Origin of the sequence: Streptomyces antarcticus (assembly GCF_026627255.1) — a bacterium.
GTDB lineage: Bacteria > Actinomycetota > Actinomycetes > Streptomycetales > Streptomycetaceae > Streptomyces > Streptomyces antarcticus.
The window spans coordinates 131940-157292 of the sequence record NZ_JAPNLM010000016.1; the positions used below are offsets into that span (position 1 = coordinate 131940).

Consider the following 25353-nt stretch of genomic DNA (forward strand, 5'->3'; position numbering starts at 1 on the left):
GCCCGTCCCACGGCCGTCCGGACGGCCGTGGGGGAACCCCGTCGTGCTCCGCTTAAATGATCGCGACTGTTGTCAGGGGTGACGGGTAGGCTCGATCCCAAGATGACCGAAGAACTCTCACCCGCCGACCGGTACGCCGCGTTCCGGCGCCGCGCCGCCGAAGAGGCCACCGCGCTGCACCCCTTCCGCGAGATGTACGCCTTTGAGCTGGACCCGTTCCAGATCGAGGCCTGCAAGGCCCTGGAGGCCGGCAAGGGCGTCCTGGTGGCCGCCCCGACCGGCTCGGGAAAGACGATCGTCGGCGAGTTCGCCGTGCACCTGGCCCTCCAGCAGGGCCGCAAGTGCTTCTACACGACGCCGATCAAAGCCCTGTCGAACCAGAAGTTCGCCGACCTCGTCAAGCGCTACGGCGCCGACAAGGTCGGCCTGCTGACGGGTGACAACAGCGTCAACGCCGACGCCCCGGTGGTCGTGATGACCACCGAGGTGCTCCGCAACATGCTGTACGCGGGCTCGCAGGCACTGCGCGGTCTGGGCTACGTCGTGATGGACGAGGTGCACTACCTCTCCGACCGGTTCCGCGGAGCCGTCTGGGAAGAGGTGATCATCCACCTCCCCGAGTCGGTGACCCTGGTCTCCCTGTCGGCCACGGTGTCCAACGCCGAGGAGTTCGGCGACTGGCTGGACACCGTGCGCGGCGACACCGAGGTCATCGTCTCCGAGGAGCGGCCCGTACCGCTGTGGCAGCACGTCATGGCCGGACGCCGGATCTTCGACCTGTTCGAGGAGGAGTCCGACCACGGCGGCCGCGGCTCCGCGCGCCGCGAGGTCAACCCCGACCTGCTGCGGATGGCGCGCGAGGAGAACAGCCGCTCGTACAGCCCCAAGGACCGGCGGCGCGGGAAGATGGTCCGCGAGGCCGACCGGGAGCGCGAGCGGCGCTCGCGCGGCCGGATCTGGACCCCGTCGCGGCCGGAGGTCATCGCCCGCCTCGACAACGACGGGCTGCTGCCCGCCATCAACTTCATCTTCAGCCGGGCCGGCTGCCAGGCCGCCGTCCAGCAGTGCCTGCACGCGGGCCTGCGGCTCAACGACGACTCCGCGCGCCGATCAGTGCGAGAGATCGTCGAGGCGCGGACCTCCTCCATCCCCACCGAGGACCTGCACGTCCTGGGGTACTACGAGTGGCTCGAAGGCCTGGAGCGGGGCATCGCCTCGCACCACGCGGGCATGCTGCCCACCTTCAAGGAGGTCGTGGAGGAGCTGTTCGTCCGCGGCCTCGTCAAGGCCGTCTTCGCCACCGAGACCCTCGCGCTGGGCATCAACATGCCCGCGCGCACGGTGATCCTGGAGAAGCTCGTCAAGTGGAACGGCGAGCAGCACGCCGACATCACCCCCGGCGAGTACACGCAGCTGACCGGCCGGGCCGGGCGGCGCGGGATCGACGTCGAGGGGCACGCCGTCGTGCTCTGGCAGCGCGGCATGGACCCGGTGGGACTCGCCGGGCTCGCCGGCACCCGTACGTATCCGCTGCGCTCCAGCTTCAAGCCCTCGTACAACATGGCCGTGAACCTGGTCAGCCAGTTCGGGCGGCACCGTTCGCGCGAGCTGCTGGAGACCTCCTTCGCGCAGTTCCAGGCCGACCGCTCGGTCGTCGGGATCTCCCGGCAGGTGCAGCGCAACGAGGAGGGCCTGGAGGGCTATCAGGAGGGCATGACCTGCCACCTGGGGGACTTCGAGGAGTACGCGCGGCTGCGCCGCGACCTCAAGGACCGCGAGACCGACCTGGCCAAGCAGGGCGCCGCCCAGCGCCGGGCGCAGGCGGCCGGTTCACTGGAGAAGCTCAAGCCGGGCGACATCATCCACGTGCCGAGCGGCAAGTTCGCCGGGCTGGCGCTCGTCCTGGACCCGGGCGTTCCGGCCGGGAGGGTCAACGGGCACCGCGGACACGAGTACACCGAGGGGCCGCGGCCGCTGGTGCTCACCTCCGAGCGGCAGGTCAAGCGGCTCGCCGCGATCGACTTCCCGGTGCCGGTGGAGCCCCTCGACCGGATGCGGATCCCGAAGACCTTCAACCCCCGCTCCCCGCAGTCCCGTCGGGACCTGGCCTCGCAACTGCGGACCAAGGCGGGCGACTTCAGGCCCGGGCGGGCGCCGCGCGGGCGGGCCGCGGCGGCCGACGACCGCGAGATCGCGCGGCTGCGCGCCGCGCTGCGCGCGCACCCGTGCCACGGGTGCGACGAGCGCGAGGACCACGCCCGCTGGGCGGAGCGCTACCACCGGCTCCAGCGCGACACCCAGCAGCTGGAGCGGCGCATCGAGGGCCGGACGAACACCATCGCCCGCACCTTCGACCGGATCCACGCGCTGCTCACCGATCTGGACTACCTGCGCGAGGACGAGGTCACCGCGCACGGCAAGCGGCTCGCCCGGCTGTACGGGGAGCTCGACCTGCTGGCGTCGGAGTGCCTGCGCGAGGGTGTCTGGGAGGGGCTGAGCCCGGCCGAACTGGCCGCCTGCGTCTCGGCGCTGGTCTTCGAGGCACGGCAGTCCGACGACGCGGTCGCGCCGAAGGTCCCCGGGGGCGCGGCGAAGGCGGCGCTGGGGGAGATGGTCCGCATCTGGGGCCGGCTCGACGCCTTGGAGGAGGAGCACGGCATCAACCAGGCGGAGGGCGTGGGCCAGCGCGAGCCGGACCTCGGCTTCGCGTGGGCGGCCTACCAGTGGGCCTCCGACAAGAGCCTGGACGAGGTGCTGCGCGAGGCCGAGATGCCGGCCGGCGACTTCGTGCGCTGGTGCAAGCAGGTCATCGACGTGCTCGGGCAGGTCGCCGCGGCGGCCCCCTCGGCGTCCGGTGACAGCGGGAGCACGGTGGCGCGAAACGCGCGCAAGGCGGTGGAGGGACTGCTTCGGGGTGTAGTGGCCTACAGCTCGGTCGGCTAGGGCGTCTCTTTCGGATCGTGTCGGCCGAGTCCGCGTTGTCCGGTGCCGTGCATCGCAAGGCGGAGGGTCGACCGAGTACTGGACGTACTCGGCCGACCCGACAACGCGGCGAGGTGCGGTGCGGTGCCGGGCAGCGCGGGCCCGGCAAGATCCGAAAGAGACGCCCTGGTGCGGTGAACCCTCCCGGTCACGGCACCAGGCGCTTTTGGGGCTTCCTCTGAAAGTGGGGCTGGCCTGATCTGATCTCTTGCCATGATCGATTCGGCGTGCGCTGTGCGACGATCGGCCCATGAGTGGGGCAGCAGACGAAGGTCCGAGACGGGTCGGCCGGCCACGCGCCGACCGGCTGAGGCCGCAGAGCGGCCGCCCGCCGCGCGAGGAACTCCTGCGCGCGGCGGCCGAACTGTTCACCGTCCAGGGGTACGCGGCCACCACGACGCGGGCGGTCGCCGAGCGGGCCGGGATGCGCCAGGCCACGATGTACCACTACTTCGGCGGCAAGGAGGAACTGCTCGCCGAACTCCTCGAATCCACGGTCGCGCCCTCGCTGGTGCTGGCCCGGCAGCTGCTCGCCGACACCGGCCGGCCCGCCGCGCGGCGGCTGTGGGAGCTGTGCCGCTCCGAGGTCCTGCTGCTGTGCGGGGGACCGTACGACCTGGGCGCGCTCTACCTGCTGCCCGAGGTGGGGGGTGCCCGCCTTGCCCGGTTCCACCGGATGCGCGGGGAACTGCGGGACGCCTACCGGGAGTTGCTCGGCGGAACCTGCGCGGGGGCCGAACTGGCCGGGGACCGTGCCGGGCTGGCGCTCCGCAACGACCTGGTCTTCGGCCTGATCGAGGGCGTCATGCTGATCCACCGGGCCGCCCCCGTGCGGCCGGTGCCGGTGGCGGTCTTCGCCGAGGCCACCGCCGACGCGGCGCTGCGGATCGCGGGCGTCGGGGCGGGGCGCGGGGAGGCCGGGGCGGCGTCTTCCTGATGCCTGACCGGAAGCGGGCACGGCCCTAGCCGTCGGCTCCGGTTTCCCAGGACGGGCGGTCGTGCCAGGCCCGGAGGGTGCGGGCGCTCTCGAAGCGGTGGGCTTCGCCTGTGACCGGGTCGGTGAACTCCAGTACGCGGGCCAGGAGTTGCAGGGGTCTCCGGTAGTCGTCCGGAGCAGGGTCGGTGACCTCCGGGTACACGGGGTCCCCGAGGATCGGCAGGCCCAGGCTGTTCATGTGCACGCGCAGCTGGTGCGTCCGGCCCGTGTACGGGGTCAGCCGGTAGCGGCCCAGCCCGCCCGCGGCCCCGGTCAGCTCGATGCGGCTCTCGGCGTTGGGGACGCCGCCCGGGACCTCGGCGGCCGCGATGACCCCGCGGGTCTTCTCGATCCGGCTGCGGACCGTGCGCGGGAGCTCGAGCGCGGGGTCGTGGGGTGCGAGGGCCTCGTACTCCTTGTGCACCCGGCGGTTCTGGAAGAGGAGCTGGTACGCGCCGCGGTCGGCGGGCCGGACGCTGAACATCACCAGTCCCGCGGTCAGCCGGTCCAGCCGGTGGGCCGGGCTGAGTTCGGGCAGGTCCAGCTCCTCGCGGAGCCGGGCCAGGGCGCTCTGGGTGACGTGGCTGCCGCGCGGGGTGGTGGCCAGGAAGTGCGGCTTGTCCACGACGAGCAGGTGCGGGTCGCGGTACAGGACGCGGATGGGAAACGGCACCTCCGGCTCGTGCGGCAGGTCGCGGTGGAACCACAGGTAGGCGCCCGGCTCGTACGGGTCCCCGGCGCGGCGCACCCGGCCGTCCCTGTCGACGATGCCGCCGGTGGTCAGCAGGCGCAGCACCGCCTCCGCGCCGGCGCCGGCCGCGTACCGGGCGGTGAGGTACCCCCCGAGGTCGGGCCACGTCCCGTCCGGGTCGGGCGGCAGGCGCAGCCGGACCGGGTCGATACCGGAGCGCTGCGGTAGGGGTGAGGGGGGTGTCTGGGCTCTGCGGGTCATCGGGGACAGGCTATGCGGCGCCGCTACCGCTCGGTGAACGTGCCCAGGCCGGTGGCGTCGAGGTACTCGACGCGGACGGTTCCGTCGGCGAAGGTCACCCCGGTGCGGCCCACCGCGTTCTCGCCGGCGGTCTCGAAGCTGAAGACGTCCCCGTCGTAGTGGGTCAGGGGGAACCGCAGCGGCTTCGGGCCGAGGGCCAGGGTGAGGGCGCCCTTGTCGTCGGCGGTGACGGTGAGCGGGCCGTAGTACGGATTGTCGTACGTCCCGGTGTACGCGCCGGAGTCTCCGGCCGGTGCGGCGCCCGCGGGCGGTCGGGCGTAGTCGGTGGGGGAGCGGCTCGCGTCGTTGATCTGCGCGTAGAGCGCGCCGGCCAGCTCGAGCCAGTCGGTGGAGACCTTGCCGTGCTCGGCGAAGTCGAAGAAGTCGAGGGCGACGGCGTCGGCGAGGCCGACGGGGGCGCCGTTCGTCAGGACGATGATGCCCAGCCGCTCCAGGGGGAGCATCGTCACGTTGGTGTTCGCGCCGAGTTCGAAGGCCCCGGAGTGGCTCAGGCGCAGCCGGCCGGCGTCGTCGTACGAGACGTTCCAGCCGAGGCCGTAGAAGCCGGTGCGGGCGCTGGGGCCGGAGGGCGGCTGCGACACGATCGCGGGTACGTGGGTGCGGGCGAGGGTGTCGGCCGGGACGATCCGCTGCCCGTCGAGGGTGCCGCCGGCCAGCTGGAGGCGGAGCCAGCGGGACATGTCGCGGGCGGTGGAGCTGACGCCGCCGGCGGGAGCCTGGGCGTCGGGGTCGCGGACGTAGCGGGGGCTCCACGTGCCGTCGGGGTTCTCGACGTGGGTGGCGGCGCGGTCGGGGGCGTTCGCGAAGGCGGAGAACTCGGTACTGGTGCGGGTCATGCCGGCGGGCTTGAACAGGGTGTCCTGGCTGAGCTTCTGCCAGGTGGTGCCCTTGGCGCGGGCGACGGCCTCGGCGGCGGCGGTGAAGCCGAAGTTGGTGTAGGCGTAGCTCGCGCGGAACGGCGTGAGGGGTTCCAGCCGGAGGTGGTCGAGGATGTACGACCGGTCGTAGCCGAGGTCTTCGAGGAGGTCGCCGGCGTGGTCGGGGAGGCCGCTGCGGTGGGAGAACAGGTCGGCGGTGGTGACGTGGCCGGTGACCCAGGGGTCCTTGAGGGAGAACCCGGGGAGGTCGGTGCGGCGGTCCCACTCGTCGGGGGCTGTGAGGGCGCCGGCCACGACGGTGGAGGAGACCGGCTTGGAGAGCGAGGCGATCTGGAAGACGGTGTCCGGGTCGACGGCGGCGGGATCGCCGACGCGGCGGACGCCGTAGCCCTTGAGGTGGATCACTTTGTCGTCGTGGACGACGGCCACGGAGGCTCCGGGGACGCCCGTGCGGCGCATCATGTCCTCGACGGTGCGGTCGAGGCGGGCGACGGCCTTGGCGACCTGCGCGTCGGTGATCTGGGGCTTCGGGGCCGGGGGTGGGCTGGGGGCGGTCGGTACCGTTGCCGTCGCCGTTGCCGGCGGGGTTGTGGTGGCTGCCGGGGCCGCCGACGCTCCCGTCGCGGTCAGGAGGATCGCGGCGCCGGCCGAGCCGAGTGCGCGGAGCGTACGCATGCGGCCCATTGTCCCGCCGTACGGGTGAACGCGCGCGGGGAGCCGGGTGCCTGGCGGCGGCTGGGCGGCCGGGGCTCGGCCCCGGTCCCCGGTGGGCGGTGCCGGTGCCGGGGCCGCGGTGCGGCTACGTTGCGGGGCTCCGCCCCGGGCCCCGCGCCTCAAACGCCGGCGGGGCTGGAATGGGGTTCCGGCCCGGGGCCCGCGCCTTGGGTGGTGGTGGGGCTGGAGTGGGGTTCCGGCCCCGGGGCGCGCGCCTTGGGTGGTGGTGGGGCTGGAGTGGGGCTCCGGCCCGGGGCCCGCGCCTCAAGCGCCGGCGGGGCTGGAGTGGGGTTCCGGCCCCGGGGCGCGCGCCTTGGGTGGTGGTGGGGCTGGAGTGGGTTCCGGGCGGTGATGGTCAGGCGGCTGTGGCGTGGTCTTGTTCGGCTTCCACCGCGGCGTTCCAGTCGCGCTTGATCGCGCGCCAGCCCTCGTCCGTCTCGCCCAGGCGCCAGTAGCCCGAGATCGACAGCCGTTCGCGCGGCACGCCCCGCTCCAGGCGGAGGTGGCGGCGCAGCTCCTTGACGAAGCCCGCCTCGCCGTGGACGAAGGCGTGCACGTCCTCGGACGGGAACTCCATGGAGGTGACCGCCTCCACCAGCGCCTCGCCGATCGGGCGGTCGCCGCGGTGCAGCCAGACCGGGACGACCCCGTCCGGGGTGGCGGCCTTCTGCTCGTCGTGCGGGCCCTCGATCTCCACGAACGCGTGCACCCGCGCACCCGCCGGCATCCGCTCCATCGCCGCGGCGATGGCCGGCAGGGCGCTCTCGTCGCCCACCAGCAGGTGCCAGCCGGCCGCCGGGTCCGGGGCGTACGCGCCGCCCGGGCCGAGGAAGCGTACGAGCTCGCCCGGCTGGACGCGCGCAGCCCAGGGGCCGGCCAGGCCCTCGTCGCCGTGGACGACGAAGTCGAGGGTCAGCTCCCCGCGGGCCGGGTCCCAGGCCCGTACGGTGTACGCGCGCTGGCGCGGCCACTGCGCACGCGGGAAGTCGGCGCGGATCCGCTCCAGGTCCCACGGCGCGGGGTAGGTGACCCCCTGCGGCGGGAACAGGAGTTTGACGTAGTGGTCGGTGTACGTGCCCGCGCCGAATCCGGCCAGACCGTCACCGCCCAGCACGATCCGCACCATGTGCGGTGTGAGCCGCTCGGTGCGTACGACGACGGCGGTGCCGACTGCGCGGGCGCGTCCTTCTGCCACGGTGTCTCCCCTGACTCCCCTGAAACTTAGGATTACCTAAGTTAGCACCTCAGGTACGCAGCGCGCCGCTCAGACGCGACACGGCTCCGCCGAGACCCCACCGGTGCGCGAGCGCGTCGACCACGTCCGGGTGTGACGGATGTGACGGGAGGGCCGGGTTGAACTGCGGAATCGGCACGTCCCCGGCGACCTGGACCACCTTCGGGGCCACGGCCAGGTACGGCCGCGATTCGTCCAGGCGCTTGCGCTGGGTGGGGGTCAGCTTCGCCTTCGGGTCGTCGATCGCGGCGATGATCCCGGCCAGCGAGCCGTACGCGTCGAGCAGCTTCGCCGCCGTCTTCTCGCCGATGCCGGGGACGCCGGGCAGGCCGTCACTGGGGTCCCCGCGCAGCAGCGCCAGGTCCGCGTAGCCCGGGCCGTCCACCCCGTACTTCCCGCGCAGCCACGCCTCGTCGGTGATCTGGAGGGTGCCCACGCCCTTGAGGGGGTACAGCACGCGCCGCTGCCTGGCGTCGTCCACCAGCTGGTAGAGGTCCCGGTCGCCGGTGACGATGTCCACCGGGCCGGTCGCGCGGGCGGTGAGCGTGCCGATCACGTCGTCCGCCTCGTACCCGGCGACGCCCACGCGGGCGATGCCGAATGCGTCCAGCGCCGCCTCGATGATCGGCACCTGCGGGGCGAGGGTGTCGGGGGTCTCCTCGACGTCCGGCCCGGTCTCGCTCTCGCGGGCGACGCGGTGGGCCTTGTACGACGGGATCAGCTCCACCCGCCAGTGCGGCCGCCAGTCGGCGTCCATGCAGGCCACCAGGTCGTCCGGGCGGTGGTCCTGGACGAGGCGGCCGATGAAGTCGAGCAGGCCGCGCACGGCGTTGACCGGGGTGCCGTCGGGGGCCTTCACGGAGTCCGGCACACCGAAGTACGCGCGGTAGTAGAGGGAGGCGGTGTCCAGGAGCATCAGGCGTCGTGTCGTCACGCAGACGATGATGCCGCAACGCGGGGGCCCGGCCGCCGGGGTGCCGGCACGGGCCGCCCGCCACCCGGAGCCCGGCTTCCGGCCCGCTCCGGCGGGAGCCCGGTCATCCTCGAGGGCGGCCGCGTACCGTGGCGGGCCGCGGACGGCCACGGAAGGTGACCGGGCGGGGACGGATGATCACCGGTGGCGGGGGGCCAGTGCGCTCGTGCGCGCGAAACCGGAGGCGGTTGCTGCGTAAGGTGCTTACAGCACACCGATGTGCGACGGACAAGGGGAGGGCAGCCCCGCCATGAACGACAGGGACGGCACGGACGGCACGCCGGATGGCAAAGACGACAAGGGCAGGGACAAGGACGGCAAGGAGCCGCTCCGGGTGGGCGTGGCCGTGCGCAAGCGGCGCCGCGCGCTCCAGCTGACGCTGGCCGCCGTATCGGCGCGCAGCGGTCTGTCCATCCCCTTCCTCAGCCAGATAGAGAACGAGCGGGCCCGCCCCAGCATGCGCTCCCTCGAGCGGGTCGCGGACGCCCTGGAGACCACGGCCGTCGAACTGCTGGCCGCCTCCGACACGGCCCGCACGGTGGACCTCGTACGGGCCGGTGACGACTCCGCCCTCACCCCCGTGCCCGGCGTGCGGCCCCTCGTGCGCGGCCACCACCAGCTGCACGCCCTGGAGTTCACCGGGGACCAGGACGCCGGCCGGGAGTACCAGCACCGCAACGACGAGCTGATGTACGTGGTCGCGGGCGCCTGCCAGGTGGAGGCCGAGGGGCGGGCGTACCGGCTGGAGAGCGGGGACGCGCTGTTCCTGTCCGGCGGGGTGCGCCACCGCTGGCGGGCCGTCACCGAGGACACCCGGATCCTGGTCGTCGCGGTGGGCGAGCACATCCACGCCACGTCCGAGCCGCCGTCCCCCGGGCGCTGAGCGGAGTGCGGCGGGTCGTGTCGCTGGTGCCGTCGCTGACCGAGGCGGTCGCGGTGAGCGCGCCGGGCCTGCTGGCCGGAGCCACGGACTGGTGCACGCACCCCCGGGACCTCGGGGACGCGGTGCGGATCGGCGGGACGAAGAACCCCGACGTACGGCGGATCGTGGAGCTGCGCCCCGACCTGGTGATCGCCAACGAGGAGGAGAACCGGGCCCCCGACCTGGCGGCGCTGCGCGCGGCGGGCCTGGAGGTGCTGGTCACCGAGGTACGGGACCTGCCGCAGGCGCTGCGGGAGCTGGACCGGTTGCTGGTGGGGGTGCTGGGGCTGAAGCGGCCGGGGTGGCTGGCGGACGCCGAGTCGGCCTGGGCCCGGGTGGAGCCGGGGGAGCCCTTGACGGCCTTCGTACCGGTGTGGCGGCGGCCGTGGATGGTGCTCGGCCGCGACACCTTCGCGGGGGACGTCCTGGCCCGCCTGGGGGTGCGCAACGCGTACGCCGGGCATGCGGAGCGCTACCCGCGGATCCCGGTGGAGGAACTGGCGGGCGCCCGCTGCGACCTGGTGGTGCTCCCGGACGAGCCGTACCGCTTCACGGCCGGGGACGGGCCGGAGGCCTTCCCGGGACTTGCCGCCGCGCTGGTCTCCGGACGGCACCTGACCTGGTACGGGCCGTCGCTGGCGGAGGCGCCGGCGGTCCTGGCGGAAGCCCTGCGCGCGGCTCGCTGACCGGGCCCGGCGCCCTCGGGGACGGGACGCGCGGCGTACGCGCGGGCGGGCCCGTCAGACGAGCGGCGGCGTGCGCCGAGGCCGCAGGGGTGCCGGGAGACCGCAGGACCCCCGGTGGGGCGGAGGACGGGCTCGCCGACGCCGGTCACGCGGCAGGCGAGCAGGGTGCCGTCAGGTGCGGGGGACGGGGCACGTCGCGGATCCTGCCAGTCATAACCAAGGTGTACAACCTGGTTATGACAGGCGGTGCCGTGGGGGTCCGCGGGTGTATAACCGAGCTATGACAGGCGAAGAGGACGCGCCCCGGGACCCCGGGGAGCTGACCGAGGAACAGGCCGGGCGGATGCTCGCCGAGATGAACGAAGTCATCCGCGCGGGCGAGGAGATGCGCAAGCTGCGCGGCGAGATGATCCAGCTGTTCGTCGGCTTCGGCTGGACCCAGGACAGGATCGCCCGGCTGACCGGCATGAGTCAGCCCGCCGTGTCCAAGCAGGTCGCGAAGGACAGGGCGGGCGAGCCGCCGCACCCGCCGGGGCTCTCGCTCGGCCAGTGCGACGGCCCCTGGCTCGAAGGCCGCCTCTGGGGCCTTGCCGAGGAGATCTCCGAGGCGCTCGACGGCGAAGCCCGCTGCACCCGCTTCGTCCACGCGCTCCTGCGGGGCCGCGAGCGCTTCACGCCCCGGAGCGTCGACGAGCTGCGGCGCCTCGTCGAGGAGGACCTGAGGGGCCGTCCCGGGAAGGTGCCCGGCGGCTGCCGGGACGCCTACGACGAGATCAGCCGCGGCCTCGACGTCCCCTCCGCGGCGGCCCCGGGCGTACCGCCCCCCTCCGGATCGGCGTCCGTACGGCGCGCCCTGGCCCGCCGGATCCAGCGCGACCGGCTCACGCGCGGGGTGCGGGACCGGCAGGGCCCGCCGGCAGCCGGCCGGTGAACAGGCCGTGCAGGGTGTGGGCGGCCGCGAGCAGCCAGGCCGTCAGCAGGCCGGCGAAGAGGACCGCGGCCAGCCAGGAGAAGGCGGTCAGCCCGGTGTGGCGGGCCAGCCCGGCGGCGCCGGTGACGCAGGTGCCCACGGGGAACGTCAGTGCCCACCAGGTCATGGAGAAGCCCATCCCGCGCCGGGCCGCACGCACCAGCATGGCCGCGGCGAGGGCCAGCCACAGCAGCGCGAAGCCCATCACGGGTACCCCGTACACGACCGCGAAGGCGGTGAGGCCGTCCGCGTACGGGGCGCCGATCGCGCCGGGTGCCACGTCGGCGAGCTGGTTCACGGCGGTGGTGGACTGGCCGAGGGGGCCCAGGACCAGGAACAGGGTCGGCGTGAGCAGCAGGGGCAGCGGGCCGCTGACGATCAGCCGGCCGAAGATCAGGGGCAGCATCAGCAGGGTGGCCAGCAGGCTGACGCCGAACAGGGCGTAGCAGGCCAGCAGCATCGCCTCGCGGGCCGGCCCGGCGGGCAGGTGGGGGACGAGCAGGGGCCCGAGCGCCGCGGAGACCATCGGGGCGACCACGGGGAGCAGCCAGACGGGCGTGGCCTGCGCGGCCTCGACCTTGTGGCGCACCACCATCAGGTACGGGACCACCACGGCCATCAGCAGGCCGATCGCGGTGCCGGCGGTGAACAGCACGGCGTCCACGGCGACGGCCGCGTCCAGGCCGATGAGGTCCTTGCCGACGATCAGGGTGCCGCCGCCGACGGCCAGCAGGGCCATGGACAGACAGCCGTAGAACGGGGCGACCGCGGGGTCGAGGAGGTGGGCGCGGGCCTGGTCGCGGTGGTGGATCCAGTGCCCGGCGCGGGCCGCGAGCAGGACGCCGAGGGCGGCGGCGGACAGCGCCCAGACGAGCTGGCAGGCCACGCGCTGGCCGGGGAGCTGGTGCGGGAGCGTCGCGCCGGCGTTGGCGATGATCGCCGTGCCCATGACGGAGGCGTACCAGTTCGGTCCGAGGTGCCGCAGGGCCTTGTGGGCCCGGGGGGCGGTCGCCGCGGAGGGGGTGGAGCGGGTGAGCGCGAGGGTGGTGGCCATGACCCCAGGGTCCGGCGGGCGGAGACCGGTCGGCAGAGGGCATGTTCCTATGAGGCCATAAACTGATGTTATGGGTAATGAGGAGTGGGTTCCGCTGGCGCACCGGGTGCCGGATCTGGGCGCGATGGAACTGCTGCTCGAGGTCGCGCGGGTCGGCAGCCTGAGCGGCGCGGCCCGGCGGCTGGGCATCACGCAGCCCGCGGCCAGCAGCCGCATCCGGGCGATGGAGACGCGGCTGGGCGTCGCCCTCGTGGACCGCTCCCCGCGCGGCTCGACGCTGACGGCGGAAGGCGCGCTGGTCACGGACTGGGCCCGGCGGGTCGTGGAGGCGGCGGAGGCCTTCGACGCGGGGGCGCAGGCCCTGCGCGGCCGACGGGACTCGCGGCTGCGGGTGGCGGCCAGCATGACCATCGCGGAGTACCTGCTTCCGGGGTGGCTGATCGCGCTGCGTGGGCAGCGGCCGGACACGGCGGTGTCCCTGCACGCCGGGAACTCGGCGGTGGTCGCCGAGCGGGTCCTCGCGCACGAGGCGGACCTCGGCTTCGTGGAGGGGCTCACCGTGCCCGAGGGGCTGGACTCGGCGGTGATCGCGCAGGACCGCCTCGTGGTCGTGGTGGCGCCGGGCCACGCGTGGGCCCGGCGCACGAAGGGCGTGACGGCGGCCGAACTCGCGGCGGCCCCGCTGATCCTGCGCGAGCGGGGGTCGGGGACGCGGCAGGTACTGGACGCGGCCCTGGCCGGGTGCGGGGGATTCGCGGAGCCGCTGCTGGAGCTGGCCTCGACCACGGCGCTGAAGGCGGCGGCGCTGAGCGGGGCCGGACCGTGCGTACTGTCGGAGCTGGCGGTGGGGGACGAGCTCGCGGCGCGCCGGCTGGTGGAGGTGCCGGTGGCCGGGGCGCCGCTGGACCGCGCGCTGCGGGCGGTGTGGCCCACGGGCTCCCGCCCGGCGGGACCGGCGCGGGACCTCCTGTCGCTTACCCGGCGCCCGGCGCCGTAGGCGCGCCGGGCTGGGGCGGCCGTGCGCCGCGGCCGTGTGCCGCCGCCGTGCGCCGCCGCCGCGTGCGGGGTCGTGTGCCGGGGACCCGTCAGGCCACCGGGACGCGGTCCGGGGTACGGAGGGCGGCGCGGGCCGCCGCGGCCTCGACCAGGGCGGCCGTCACACGGGTGTCCCGGTCCCGTTCGGGGTGCCATTGGACGCCCATCACCCAGTGCTCCGGGCCGGAGAGTTCGATCGCCTCCACCGTGCCGTCCACCGCGTCGGCCGAGACGACCAGGCCCCGGCCCAGCCGGTCGACGGCCTGGTGGTGGTACGTCGGCACCTGCGCCTCCTCCGGGACCGCGGCCGCGTACCGGGTGCCCGGCACCGGGCGCACCGGGTGCCGGGACATCACCCCCGGAGCGCCTACGTGCCCGTCGATGTGCTGGACGAGCGTGCCGCCCAGGGCCACGTTCAGCGCCTGCATGCCCCGGCAGATGCCGAGCAGCGGCAGGCCCGCCGCCAGCGCGGCGTCCAGCAGGGCCAGCTCCCACCAGTCGCGGACCGTCGCCGGGGCGCCCGTACGGGGGTCGCGGGCGGCGCCGTAGTGGACCGGGTCCAGGTCGGGGCCGCCCGCGACGACCAGCCCGTCCACCCGGCCCAGCACCTCCGCGGCCCTCCCGGGCTCGTCCGGCGGGAGCAGCACGGCCGCGCCGCCCGCCGCCTGGACGAGTTCGTAGTACCCGGAGGGGACCAGGGACGTCGGGAGGTCCCACACGCCGTAGCGGGTGGACTCCTCCACGTAGGTGCTGATGCCGATGAGCGGCCTGGGCACGTTCTCTACCTCCGGGACGGGAGTGGTGGCGTCGGTCAGGGGCCAGGATTTCAGTCGCGCGCGAGTTCCGCCTCCGCTTCGGCGAGGGCGGCGAACTCCTCCTCGGGTGCCGAGGCCACCAGGCGGTGCCGGCTGTAGAAGGCGAAGTAGGCGAGGGCGACGGCGTACACGCCCAGCGCGATGAACGCCGCGTCCTTGTCCACGAGGAAGGTGGCGACCAGGGCCGAGAGGGCCAGGGCGAAGGCCACCGAGGAGGTCGCGATCCCGCCGGGCGTGCGGTACGGGCGCTCCAGTCCGGGCTCCCGGCGCCGCAGCACGATGTGGGAGAGGGCCATCAGGGCGTACGAGATGGTCGCGCCGAACACCGCGATGTTGAGCATGCGGGCGCCGTCGCCGGTGGCCGCGGCCAGGGTGAAGCCGATCACCCCGGGGATGACGAGGCCCAGGTACGGGGCCTTGCGCCGCGAGGTGAGCGAGAGGAAGCGCGGCAGGTACCCGGCCCGGGACAGGGCGAAGAGCTGGCGCGAGCCCGCGTAGATCAGCGAGAAGAACGAGGCCACCAGACCGGCGAGGCCCGCGTAGTTGACGAAGCGGCTGAGCGCGGTGGGGCCTCCGTCCCCCTCCAGGGCCACGACGAGCGGGTTGCCGGCCGACCGGACCGCTTCGGAGCCCTGCGCGCCGGTCGCGGCGAAGAAGGTGATCAGCGCCAGGGCGGCGAGGATGCCCATGGAGATGGACAGCGCCTTCGGCATGGAGCGGACCGGGTCCTTGGCCTCCTCGGCCGCCAGCGGCACGCCTTCCACCCCGAGGAAGAACCACATGCCGAAGGGGAACGCGGCCCAGATGCCCAGCAGGCCCATCGGGAGCCAGGAGTTCGAGCCGAACGCCTCCGCGTCGACGGGGATGTCGTTGAGGCCGGCCGAGTCGAACTCGGTGAAGGCGCCCACCGCGAAGATCAGCAGCGCGGCGACGGCGATGGCGGTGACGACGAGGCTGAAGCGGAGCGCTTCGCCGACCCCCCAGAGGTGGACGCCGATGAAGACCGCGAAACAGACGAGGTAGACGGGCCAGCCGGACGTGAGGCCGAAGAGGCCGAGGGATTCGACGTAGTCACCGATGAAGATGACGATCGCGGCCGGCGCGAGGATGTACTCGATGAGGATGGCGGTACCGGTGAGGAAGCCGCCCCAGGGGCCCAGCGCGCGCCGGGCGAAGCCGTAGCCGCCGCCCGCCGTGGGGAGGATGGAGGACAGCTCCGCGAGCGAGAAGACCAGGCACGCGTACATCGCGCCCATCAGGACGGTGGCGATGGCGAGACCACCGAAGCCGCCCTTGTCCAGGCCGAGGTTCCAGCCGGAGAAGTCGCCGGAGACGACGTACGCGACGCCGAGGCCGGTGAGCAGCAGCCAGCCGGCGCTGCCGCGGCGCAGGGTGCGGCGCTTCAGGTAGTCGTCGCCCTCGGGGGAATCGGTGGGTCCGGGCACGGCTGTCAGCCGTGTCCCCGTCTCGTCGGCCATCGTGCGCTCCTACCTCGGGGCAATGGTTGTGGGGCGTACCTTTGCCGCAGTGGGGTGGAGTGCGCAAGACCTCTGCGTTAAACAGAAGTAACGAATACCTCCCCGCCCCGGGCGCGGAGAACACGCCACCCGGGCGCGGGATCAGGCCAGGAACCCCCTCAGCAGGGCCGCGGTGCCGCAGCAGTGCTCGCGCATCGTCTCGCGGGCCCGGTCGGCGTCCCGCTCGAGCACCGACTCCACCAGCGCGGTGTGCTGCTGCTGCGAGTGCTCCAGGTTGCGCACCAGGAGCGGGATGCAGTCCAGCAGGTCGTTCACGGTGGCCCGGACCGCCGCGTACTGGGCCGTCAGGGTGGCGGATCCGGCCAGTTCGCACAGGGTCAGGTGGAAGAGGGTGTCCTGGCGCCGGTAGTCGGCGAGCGGGGCGTCGTGCGTCGCGGCCAGTGCGGCGAGCAGCCGCTCGGTCCCCTCCTCGGTCAGGCCGTGCGAGGCGCACAGTCCGGCCGCGCCCACCTCCAGGACCTCGCGGAACCGCAGGGCGTCCTCGATGTCCACCCCCGCGACGCGCCGGCGCAGCTCCTCCTCGGTGCCGCCCGCCGGGGTGTCGGGGCGGGGCAGGACGAACGTTCCGCCGTACCGTCCCCGGCGGGCCTCCACGAGCCCCTGGTCCTGGAGCACCTTCAGCACCTCGCGCAGCGTGACCCGGCTGATCCCCATCCGCTCGGCCAGTTCGCGCTCGGGCGGCAGCCGCTCGCCGCCCGGCACCAGACCGAGCCGGACCACCTGGAGGATCTGCTCCAGCGCCTCCTCGAAACCGTTGCCCGCCCGCACCTGCCGCAGCACGGGATTCAGCCGCGCGACGGCTCCGCCCTCACTCGCCGTGTCGGTCATCTCGGTCCCTCCCCTTCCCAAGCAATGGTTCTATTCAATACCTTAGGCCTTCTCGGCTCACCGAAGGAGAGATTCCCGTGGTAGACCGCACGCCGTCGCTGACGCCCGACGAGCTCCGCTCGCTCGTCGCCAGCGGCGAGATCGACACCGTCGTCATGGCCTTCCCCGACATGCAGGGGCGCCTCCAGGGGAAGCGCTTCGCCGCACCGTTCTTCCTCGACGAAGTCCTCGAGCACGGCACCGAGGGCTGCAACTACCTGCTCGCCGTCGACACCGAAATGAACACCGTCGACGGCTACGAGATGTCCTCCTGGGACCGGGGCTACGGCGACTTCGCCATGCACCCCGACCTCGCCACCCTGCGCCGCCTCCCCTGGAACCCCGGCAGCGCCTTCCTCGTCGCCGACCTCGCCTGGAGCGACGGCACGCCCGTCGTCGCCGCCCCCCGGCAGATCCTGCGCCGCCAGCTGGAGCGGCTCGCCGAGCACGGCTACACCGCGATGGTCGGCACCGAGCTGGAGTTCATGGTCTTCCAGGACACCTACGAACAGGCCTGGAACGCCAACTACCGGGACCTGACCCCCGTCAACCAGTACAACATCGACTATTCCGTCCTGGGAACCGGCCGCGTCGAGCCGCTGCTGCGGCGCATCCGCAACGAGATGCAGGCCGCGGGCCTGGTCGTCGAGTCGGCCAAGGGGGAGTGCAACCTCGGGCAGCACGAGATCGCCTTCCGCTACGACGAGGCGCTCACCACCTGCGACCAGCACGCCGTCTACAAGACCGGTGCGAAGGAGATCGCCGCCCAGGAAGGCGTCTCGCTCACCTTCATGGCCAAGTACGACGAGCGCGAGGGCAACTCCTGTCACATCCACCTCTCGCTGGGCGACTCCGATGGACGCAACGCCATGGCAGGGGACGGACCGGACGATCACGGCGGAATGTCACCGGTGATGCGCCACTTCCTGGCCGGCCAGCTGGCCGCACTGCGCGACTTCTCCCTTCTCTACGCCCCCAACATCAATTCGTACAAGCGTTTCCGGCCGGGATCCTTCGCACCGACCGCCGTCGCCTGGGGCGTGGACAACCGGACCTGCGCCTTGCGGGTGGTCGGCCACGGCCGCTCCATGCGCTTCGAGAACCGCCTGCCCGGCGGGGACGTCAACCCGTATCTCGCCGTCGCGGGCCTGGTCGCGGCCGGCCTGTACGGCATCGAGCACCGGCTGGAACTTCCTGAGGCGTGCGCCGGCAACGCCTACACCGGCGACTACGCGCACGTCCCCACCACGCTGCGCGACGCCGCCGAGCTCTGGGAGAACAGCGAGATCGCCAAGGCCGCGTTCGGCCCCGAAGTCGTCGCCCACTACCGGAACATGGCCCGGGTCGAACTCGACGCCTTCGACTCCGCCGTGACCGACTGGGAACTGCGCCGCTCCTTCGAACGCCTGTAGTCCGTCGGCCCCCGCCACCTGGCCCCCGGCACCTGGCCCCCGGCCCCGGCCGCAGCGCCACCGATCCGCCGACGCCACCGATCCGAAAGTCTGTGAGGCACCACGTGTCCGATGTGCTGGAAGTCCTGAATCCGGCCACCGAGGAAACCGTCGCCACCATCCCGGCCGCCCCCGCCGACCGGGCGCGGCTGCTGCGCCGCTTCGCCGCGGTCGTCGACGGCCACATCGAGGAACTGGCCCTGCTCGAGGTCCGCGAGGCCGGCCACACCATCGGCAACGCCCGCTGGGAAGCCGGCAACGTGCGCGACCTCCTCGACTTCGCCGCCGGGGGAGTGGAACGGCTCTCCGGCCGCCAGATCCCCGTCGCCGGCGGCATCGACGTCACCTTCCTCGAACCCCTCGGCGTCATCGGCGTGATCGCCCCCTGGAACTTCCCCATGCCGATCGCCGCCTGGGGCCTCGCCCCGGCCCTCGCCGCCGGCAACGCCGTCATCCTCAAGCCCGCCGAGACCACCCCGCTGACGGCGCTGCGCCTCGCCGAACTCGCCCTCGAGGCCGGGATCCCCGAGTACCTCTTCCAGGTGCTCCCCGGCCGCGGGACGGTCGCGGGCGACGCGCTCGTCGAACACCCAGGCGTCGCGAAGATCGTCTTCACCGGCTCCACCCGTGTCGGCAAGCAGATCATGGCCAAGTGCGCCGACCGGGTGAAGCGCGTCACCCTCGAACTCGGCGGCAAGAGCCCGAACATCGTCTTCGCGGACGCCGACCTCGAAGCGGCCGCGGCCGCGGCCCCCATGGCCTTCCTCGACAACACCGGCCAGGACTGCTGCGCCCGCACCCGCATCCTCGTCCAGCGCTCCGCCTACGACCGGTTCCTGGAGCTGCTCGCCCCGGGCATCGAGAGCGTGGTCGTCGGCGACCCGGCCGACGAGAAGACCCAGATGGGACCGCTCATCTCGCGGGCGCAGCTGGAGCGGGTCCGGTCCTACGTCACCGACGACCTCACCGCGGTCCGCGGCCGCGCCCCCGAAGGCCCGGGCTTCTGGTACCCGCCGACCCTGGTCACGGACGCCGGCCCCACGGCGCCCGTGGCCACCGAGGAGGTCTTCGGCCCGGTCGCCGTCGTCCTGCCCTTCGAGGACGAGGAGGACGCCGTACGCCTGGCCAACGCGACCGAGTACGGCCTCTCCGGCTCCCTGTGGACCCGCGACATCGGCCGCGCGCTGCGCGTCTCGCGTGCCGTCGCCGCGGGCAACCTGTCCGTCAACTCCCACTCCAGCGTCCGCTACTCGACCCCCTTCGGCGGCTACAAGCAGTCCGGACTCGGCCGCGAGCTCGGACCCGACGCCCTCACCGCTTTCACCGAGACCAAGAACGTCTTCATCAGCACGGAGGCCTGAACCCCATGACCGACCGCACCGAAGAGATCATCTGCCGCCGCCTCGTCGGCCGCACCGCCGTCATCACCGGGGCCGGCAGCGGCATCGGACTGGCCGCGGCCCGCAGGCTCGCGTCCGAGGGCGCCAACGTCGTCTGCGCCGACGTCGACCCGGTCGCGGGCAAGGCCGCCGCCGAGGAGGTCGCAGGCCTCTTCGTCCAGGTGGACGTCACCGACAAGGAACAGGTGGACGCCCTCTTCAAGACGGCCTTCGACACCTACGGCTCCGTCGACATCGCCTTCAACAACGCGGGCATCTCCCCCGCCGACGACGACTCGATCCTCATCACCGAGCTCGACGCCTGGAGGCGGGTCCAGGACGTCAACCTCACGTCCGTCTACCTGTGCTGCAAGGCCGCCCTCCCCTACATGCAGGCCCAGCGCCGCGGATCCATCATCAACACCGCGTCCTTCGTGGCCCTCATGGGCGCCGCCACCTCGCAGATCTCCTATACCGCCTCCAAGGGCGGCGTCCTGGCCATGTCCCGCGAGCTCGGCGTGCAGTTCGCCCGCGACGGCATCCGCGTCAACGCCCTGTGCCCCGGGCCCGTCAACACCCCGCTCCTGCGCGAGCTGTTCGCCAGCGACCCGGAGCGCGCCGCCCGCCGGCTCGTCCACATCCCCGTCGGCCGCTTCGCCGAGGCCGAGGAGATCGCCGCCGCCGTGGCCTTCCTCGCCAGCGACGACTCCTCCTTCGTCAACGCCGCCGACTTCGTCGTCGACGGGGGCATCTCCGGCGCGTACGTCACCCCGCTGTAGCGGGCCCGGCCGGCGGGCCCTCCCACCGGTCACCTGGACCGCACCCTCCCGGCTGCCGGGCGTCGCACGACGCCCGGCTGCCGTGCTCCACCAACCGCGCCCCGAACGCGGCCGCCCACCGCGACGGTCTTCGCAGGAAAGAGGAAACAGGAGTGTCCACCCAGTGACCCGACCCAGCAGCACCCGGCGGCTCCGGGCCGTCGTCGCCGCCGCGGTGGCCGCCGGCACCCTCGTCGCCGCGGCCCCCGCCGCCCCGGCGGACCGCCCCGGCACCCCCTGCGCCACCCCGCAGCTCAAGGCCGGCTGGTACGGCGACAACCAGGCCCGGCTCCAGCGGCTCATCGACGCGTACGGCCGCTGCGACCCCCACCGGCCCGGCCGGGCCAAGCCCGTCGCCGTCTTCGACTGGGACAACACCGTCGTCAAGAACGACGTCGGCGACGCCACCCTGTTCTGGCTGCTGCGCAACGGCAAGATACGCCAGCCCGCCCGCGGGGACTGGTCCACCACCAGCCGCTTCCTCACCCCCGCCGCGGCCGCCGCCCTCGCCGACGCCTGCGGACCCCTCGCCCTCCCCGGCGCCCCGCTGCCCACCGGCGCCGGCACCCCCGACGCCGACCGCTGCGCCGACGAGGTCGCCGCGGTCTACGGCGCCGCCGCGACCCGGGCCGGATCCGCCGCCTTCGCGGGCTGGGACCGCCGCACCACCGAGCCGGGCTACGCCTGGCTCGCGCAGCTGACGCAGGGCTGGACCGCCCGCGAGGTCCGGGGGTTCGCCGCGGCGGCCCGTACGGAGAACCTCGCCGCGCCGGTCGGCGCCGTCCAACGGGTCGGCAGCGGCACCGCCACCGGCTGGGTCCGCTACTACGACCAGCAGAAGGACCTGGTCGCGGCCCTGCGGAAGGCCGGCTTCGACGTGTGGATCAGCTCGGCCTCACCGCAGCCGGTCGTCGAGGTCTGGGCGCGGGGCGTCGGAATCGACGCCCGCCACGTCATCGGCATCCGCAACACGACCACGCGCGACGGGAAGCACACCGCCCACCTGAAGGGCTGCGGCTCCGTCCGGGACGGCGCCGACACGATGATCACGTACATCGACGGCAAGCGCTGCTGGATCAACCAGGAGGTCTTCGGCGTCCGCGGCGCGGCCGCCGAGAAGGTCCAGCCGCCCGCCCGCCGCCAGGTGTTCGCCGCGGGGGACTCCGACACGGACATCTCGTTCCTGCGCGACGCCACCGCCCTGCGGCTCGTCGTGAACCGCAACAAGAACGAGCTGATGTGCCGGGCGTACGACGACAGCGACGGCAAGTGGATCGTGAACCCGATGTTCATCGAGCCGAAGAAGCAGAAGACCGCCCCCTACCCGTGCTCCACCACCGGCTACGTCGACCACGACGGCACGCCGGGCCCGGTCCGCCGGGGCGACGGGGGCGTCATCCCGGACCAGACCGACTCCGTGTACGCGGAAGGGACCGCCTAAAGGAAGGTGCGGCCCTCGCCCCGGTACGTCGGGGCGGTGGCCGTCACCCGGTCGCCCTCGATCAGGTGCAGCGCGTCGAACCGCTCGCACAGTTCCCCGGCCTTGGCGTGCCGGAACCACACCCGGTCGCCGATCAGCAGGTCGTCGGCCGGGCTGCCGAGCAGCGGGGTCTGTACCTCGCCCGCGCCCTCCTGCGGGTCGTAGCGCAGCCCCTGCGGCAGGTACGGGACGGGCAGCCGGTCCTGGCCGGCCGCGCCGGAGGCCGGGTAGCCGCCGCCGAGCACCGTCACCACCCCGACGCCGGGCCGCCGCACCACGGGCTGGGCGAACAGCGCCGCCGGACGCCCCCGGAACGAGGTGTAGTTGTCGAACAGCCTCGGCACGTAGAGCCCGGAACCGGCCGCGATCTCCGTCACCGCCTCCTCCGCGGCGGTCTGCCGCACGCTGCCGGTACCGCCGCCGTTGACGAACTCCAGGTCGGGGACCACCTCGCGGACGGCCCGTACGGTCTCCGCACGCCGGGCGGCGAGCTCCTTGCGGGCCGCGCTCTGCATGAGGCGGATGGCCCGGGAGCGCAGCGGCCGCCCGGCGAGCGCGTCACCGACCCCGGCGACGTGCCCCTCGTACCCCATCAGGCCCACCACCCGGAAGCCGGGCCGGGCCGAGACCGTACGGGCCAGCTCGGCCAGCTGCTCCGGCTCGCGCAGCGGTGAACGCCGCGCCCCCACCCGTACCCGGCCGCCGAAGAGGTGCAGGGCCGTGTCCAGCTCCAGGCAGACCCGGACCTCCTGGGTCCCGCCGTCGCGGGACCGGTCGATCAGCTCCAGCTGGGCGGGATCGTCGACCATGACGGTGATCGCCGCGGCGAGCTTGGGATCGTCCGCCAGCTCGGCGAAGCCGGCCCGGTCCGCGGACGGGTAGGCCAGCAGTACGTCCTCGAATCCGGAGCGGGCCAGCCACACCGACTCGGCGAGGGTGTACGACATGATCCCGGCGAACCCCGGCCGGGCCAGCACCCGTTCGAGGAGCACCCGGCACCGGACGGACTTGCTGGCCACCCGGACCGGCTTCCCGCCGGCCCGGCGCACGAGGTCGTCGGCGTTGGCGTCGAACGCGTCGAGGTCCACGATGGCCAGCGGCGCGTCGAGGTGCGCGGTCGCCCGGTCGTACCGGGCCCGGTCGGCGGCGGGGGAGTTCATGGGCCGCAGCTTGCCAGACCGCACTACCGGTGGGTAGGGGCCGACGGTTCCCGTACCCGCATCCGCCGCCCGCCCGTACCTACGCCTGCGTGCCGCCCGCCCGTACCTGCACCGCCGCGCGTACCTGCGCCGCCGGTTGCCCTCACCACGGCGCCGCCCGCGCGCACCTGCGCCGCCGCGTCGCCCACCTGTACCCGCACCGCATGCCCACCCGTATCCGTACCGCGCCGCCCGCCCGGCTCGCGCACCGCCGTTGCCCCGGCCCCGGCCCCGTCCCGGCCCCGGCCCGGCCCCGGCCCCCTCGCGGGCCGCCTGGTACCCGAGTCCCGCGTACCGCCGGGAGGAGCCGTAGAGTACGGGCAGGCAGCCGTACGGAACGGGGGGCGGAGCCGCCGGATGACCACGACGACACCGCGGACCGAGCTGCCGGGCGAGCCCGAGCCGCTCCCGGTCCCGCTCCCCGCAGCCCGCCCGCGCCGCCACCCCGGACGCGTCGTCGCCGCCGTACTGTGCGGCCTCCTCGGGACCGGCCTCGCCGGCGGCGCCGGCGCCGCCGCCTGGGCCGAACACCGCGCCGCCCAGCGGCCCCTGCCCCCCGACGCCGCCTACCGAGCGGCCGGGTCGCTGTGGCACACCGCCCCCGTGGACAGCCTCTTCCCGCCGGTACTGGCCAGCCCCTCGGCCGGCCCCGGCGGCGCCGACCGCACCTGGACCCGGATCGCCGTCGCGCCCGACGCCGACTGCACGGCAGCGCTCTCCGCCGAGTGGCGGGACCGGCTCGCCGCGACCGGCTGCACCCGCGTGCTGCGCGCCACCTACACCGACGCCACCCGCTCCTCCCTGATCGCCGTCGGCATGGCCTTCACCCCCGCCGACGCGGCCGCGATGGCCGCGGCCGCGACACGGCTCACCGCCCCGCCCGCGTACGGGTTCACCGACGCCCAGCGCGCGGCCTGGAGCGTCGCCGTGCTCCCCGAGGCGCCCGTCGTCGTCTACGCCGTCTCCGCCTTCGGCGACGGCCGCTCCGTGGACGCCCCCCGCCCCGCTGAAGAGGCGATGAAGAAGGACGCCACCGGAGCCGTCGCCCAAGCGGGCCTCGGCCACGACGCCGAGGCGGTCGCCGACCGGATCGAAGCCGCCCTGCGGGCGCTCGCCGCCCCGCCCGCCGCGCCGGAGCCCGCCCGATGACCCGCCGCCGCCCCGGGCGGGCGTTCGGACCGGGCGCCGCCGCCCTGACCGCCGCGGTGCTCCTCGTCTCCGCGGCGACCGCGCCCCCGGCTGCCGCCGACACCGTCCGGGACCGCCAGTGGGGCCTGCTGGCCCTGCGCGCCGAGGAGGCGTGGGGGACCACCCGGGGAGACGGCGTCACCGTCGCCGTCCTGGACACCGGGGTCGACGACGCGCACCCCGACCTCGCCGGCCAGGTGCTGGCCGGCACCGACCTCATCGGCACGGGCGCCGGCCGCGGCGACCGCTCCTGGGCCCGGCACGGCACCGCCATGGCCGGCATCATCGCCGGGCACGGTCACGGCCCCAGCCGGAGCCAAGGCGTCCTCGGCATCGCCCCGCAGGCGAAGATCCTGCCGGTCCGGGTGATCCTGGAGGAGGGCGACCCGGGCCGCGCCAAGGCCCGCGAGGGCAAGGGCGGCGCCCTCGCCGAGGGCATCCGCTGGGCCGCCGACCACGGGGCCGACGTGATCAACCTGTCGCTCGGCGACGACAGCGACTCCGCGCACCACGAGGCGGGGGAGGACGCGGCCGTCCAGTACGCCCTGGCCAAGGGCGTGGTCGTCGTGGCCTCCGCGGGCAACGGCGGCGAGAGCGGCGACCGCGTCTCCTACCCGGCCGCCTACCCGGGCGTGATCGCGGTGACCGCCGTCGACCGCCGGGGCCGCAAGGCCCCCTTCTCCACCCGGAACTGGTACGCCACCGTCAGCGCCCCCGGCGTGGACGTGGTCATCGCCGACCCCGACCGCTCGTACTACGAGGGCTGGGGGACCAGTGCGGCGGCGGCCTTCGTCTCCGGCTCGGTGGCCCTGGTCAAGGCCGCCCACCCGGACCTCTCCCCGCCGCAGATCAAGAAGCTGCTGGAGGACACCGCCTCGGACTCGCCCGCCGGCGGCCGCGACGACGCCCGGGGCCACGGCACCGTCGATCCCGTGGCCGCGCTCCAGGTCGCCGAGGCGATGCTGCCGGAGGCGCCGGTGCCCGCGCCCGCCCCGGCCGAGCGCCCGTACTTCGGCCCCGGCCCGGAACCGGTGCGCCCGCCCGAGCGGGAGGCCCGGTTCGGAGCGCCGGAGGCCGGGCTCGCGGGGGTGGCGCTGCTCGCGCTGGCCGCCGTGCTGGCGCGGCGCCCGCGGCGGGCGTCCAGGGGCCGGGGCGGGGATCCGTACGCGGCACAGTAGGGTC

The 25353-nt window shown here is 74.1% G+C and carries 21 protein-coding genes; 12 read left to right on the forward strand and 9 right to left on the reverse strand.

What is annotated here, in order from left to right; translation table 11 throughout:
- Positions 1-102: 102 nt before the first annotated feature.
- Together OTB16_RS23705 and OTB16_RS23710 are read left to right on the forward strand one after the other, a co-directional pair.
- Positions 103-2943, forward strand: coding sequence for a DEAD/DEAH box helicase (locus tag OTB16_RS23705; protein WP_267722665.1), 2841 nt, complete (start codon positions 103-105; stop codon positions 2941-2943).
- Between the two features lie 289 nt (positions 2944-3232).
- Positions 3233-3919 carry a TetR/AcrR family transcriptional regulator gene (locus OTB16_RS23710; protein WP_267722667.1) on the forward strand — a complete coding sequence of 229 codons (687 nt, stop codon included), beginning with the start codon at positions 3233-3235 and terminating at the stop codon, positions 3917-3919.
- Positions 3920-3944: 25 nt separating this feature from the next.
- On the opposite strand, the gene OTB16_RS23715 is transcribed toward OTB16_RS23710, so the two are convergent.
- The 4 genes from OTB16_RS23715 to OTB16_RS23730 form a co-directional block, all read right to left on the reverse strand.
- The gene (locus OTB16_RS23715; RefSeq protein WP_267722668.1) at positions 3945-4910 is read right to left on the reverse strand and encodes an RluA family pseudouridine synthase; all 966 of its coding nucleotides are present in this window, start codon (positions 4908-4910) and stop codon (positions 3945-3947) included.
- Between the two features lie 23 nt (positions 4911-4933).
- Entirely contained in the window at positions 4934-6523 is a 1590-nt protein-coding gene (locus tag OTB16_RS23720; protein ID WP_267722669.1) for a serine hydrolase, read from the reverse strand.
- A 394-nt stretch (positions 6524-6917) separates the two neighbouring features.
- Positions 6918-7757 carry a siderophore-interacting protein gene (locus OTB16_RS23725; protein ID WP_267722670.1) on the reverse strand — a complete coding sequence of 280 codons (840 nt, stop codon included), beginning with the start codon at positions 7755-7757 and terminating at the stop codon, positions 6918-6920.
- A 49-nt stretch (positions 7758-7806) separates the two neighbouring features.
- On the reverse strand, positions 7807-8712 hold the full coding sequence (locus tag OTB16_RS23730; RefSeq protein WP_267722760.1) for a 5'-3' exonuclease: 906 nt from the start codon (positions 8710-8712) through the stop codon (positions 7807-7809).
- Positions 8713-9019: 307 nt separating this feature from the next.
- On the opposite strand from OTB16_RS23730, the gene OTB16_RS23735 reads away from it, so the two are divergent.
- The 3 genes from OTB16_RS23735 to OTB16_RS23745 all read left to right on the forward strand — a co-directional run bounded on the left by OTB16_RS23735 (position 9020) and on the right by OTB16_RS23745 (position 11308).
- The gene (locus OTB16_RS23735) at positions 9020-9652 is read left to right on the forward strand and encodes a helix-turn-helix domain-containing protein (protein WP_267722672.1); all 633 of its coding nucleotides are present in this window, start codon (positions 9020-9022) and stop codon (positions 9650-9652) included.
- A 17-nt stretch (positions 9653-9669) separates the two neighbouring features.
- A complete protein-coding gene (locus OTB16_RS23740; RefSeq protein WP_267722674.1) occupies positions 9670-10377 on the forward strand; it encodes a helical backbone metal receptor in 708 nt (235 codons plus the stop codon).
- Positions 10378-10657: 280 nt separating this feature from the next.
- Complete coding sequence (locus OTB16_RS23745) at positions 10658-11308, forward strand: sigma-70 family RNA polymerase sigma factor (RefSeq protein ID WP_267722675.1); 651 nt, start codon at positions 10658-10660, stop codon at positions 11306-11308.
- Here OTB16_RS23745 and OTB16_RS23750 read toward each other — a convergent pair.
- Complete coding sequence (locus OTB16_RS23750; RefSeq protein ID WP_267722676.1) at positions 11259-12401, reverse strand: TDT family transporter; 1143 nt, start codon at positions 12399-12401, stop codon at positions 11259-11261. The genes OTB16_RS23745 and OTB16_RS23750 overlap by 50 nt on opposite strands.
- A 70-nt stretch (positions 12402-12471) precedes the next feature.
- On the opposite strand from OTB16_RS23750, the gene OTB16_RS23755 reads away from it, so the two are divergent.
- The gene (locus OTB16_RS23755) at positions 12472-13398 is read left to right on the forward strand and encodes a LysR family transcriptional regulator (protein WP_267722678.1); all 927 of its coding nucleotides are present in this window, start codon (positions 12472-12474) and stop codon (positions 13396-13398) included.
- 88 nt (positions 13399-13486) lie between these two features.
- Here the strand turns inward: OTB16_RS23755 and OTB16_RS23760 are convergent, their stop codons facing one another.
- The 3 genes from OTB16_RS23760 to OTB16_RS23770 form a co-directional block, all read right to left on the reverse strand.
- On the reverse strand, positions 13487-14212 hold the full coding sequence (locus OTB16_RS23760; protein WP_267722680.1) for a gamma-glutamyl-gamma-aminobutyrate hydrolase family protein: 726 nt from the start codon (positions 14210-14212) through the stop codon (positions 13487-13489).
- A 50-nt stretch (positions 14213-14262) separates the two neighbouring features.
- Positions 14263-15729 carry an ethanolamine permease gene (gene eat, locus OTB16_RS23765; RefSeq protein ID WP_267722682.1) on the reverse strand — a complete coding sequence of 489 codons (1467 nt, stop codon included), beginning with the start codon at positions 15727-15729 and terminating at the stop codon, positions 14263-14265.
- 141 nt (positions 15730-15870) lie between these two features.
- A complete protein-coding gene (locus tag OTB16_RS23770; protein ID WP_267722683.1) occupies positions 15871-16617 on the reverse strand; it encodes a FadR/GntR family transcriptional regulator in 747 nt (248 codons plus the stop codon).
- A gap of 77 nt (positions 16618-16694) precedes the next feature.
- On the opposite strand from OTB16_RS23770, the gene OTB16_RS23775 reads away from it, so the two are divergent.
- The 4 genes from OTB16_RS23775 (at position 16695) to OTB16_RS23790 (ending at position 21745) form a co-directional block, all read left to right on the forward strand.
- The gene (locus tag OTB16_RS23775) at positions 16695-18068 is read left to right on the forward strand and encodes a glutamine synthetase family protein (RefSeq protein WP_267722685.1); all 1374 of its coding nucleotides are present in this window, start codon (positions 16695-16697) and stop codon (positions 18066-18068) included.
- A 104-nt stretch (positions 18069-18172) separates the two neighbouring features.
- Positions 18173-19468, forward strand: coding sequence for an aldehyde dehydrogenase family protein (locus OTB16_RS23780; RefSeq protein WP_267722687.1), 1296 nt, complete (start codon positions 18173-18175; stop codon positions 19466-19468).
- Positions 19469-19473: 5 nt separating this feature from the next.
- Positions 19474-20265 carry a 3-oxoacyl-ACP reductase gene (locus OTB16_RS23785; protein ID WP_267722689.1) on the forward strand — a complete coding sequence of 264 codons (792 nt, stop codon included), beginning with the start codon at positions 19474-19476 and terminating at the stop codon, positions 20263-20265.
- 163 nt (positions 20266-20428) lie between these two features.
- On the forward strand, positions 20429-21745 hold the full coding sequence (locus OTB16_RS23790; protein WP_267722691.1) for a haloacid dehalogenase-like hydrolase: 1317 nt from the start codon (positions 20429-20431) through the stop codon (positions 21743-21745).
- Here the strand turns inward: OTB16_RS23790 and OTB16_RS23795 are convergent.
- Positions 21742-22944: an amino acid deaminase/aldolase gene (locus tag OTB16_RS23795; RefSeq protein WP_267722692.1), complete on the reverse strand. Its 1203-nt coding sequence runs from the start codon at positions 22942-22944 to the stop codon at positions 21742-21744. The two genes, OTB16_RS23790 and OTB16_RS23795, sit on opposite strands and share 4 nt — an antisense overlap.
- Before the next feature lie 396 nt (positions 22945-23340).
- On the opposite strand from OTB16_RS23795, the gene OTB16_RS23800 reads away from it, so the two are divergent.
- Positions 23341-24132 (forward strand): hypothetical protein, encoded by a 792-nt coding sequence (locus OTB16_RS23800; protein WP_267722693.1) that lies wholly within the window; start codon positions 23341-23343, stop codon positions 24130-24132.
- Positions 24129-25349 (forward strand): type VII secretion-associated serine protease mycosin, encoded by a 1221-nt coding sequence (gene mycP / locus OTB16_RS23805; protein WP_267722694.1) that lies wholly within the window; start codon positions 24129-24131, stop codon positions 25347-25349. The genes OTB16_RS23800 and mycP overlap by 4 nt, the downstream gene beginning before the upstream one ends.
- Positions 25350-25353: the final 4 nt, after the last annotated feature.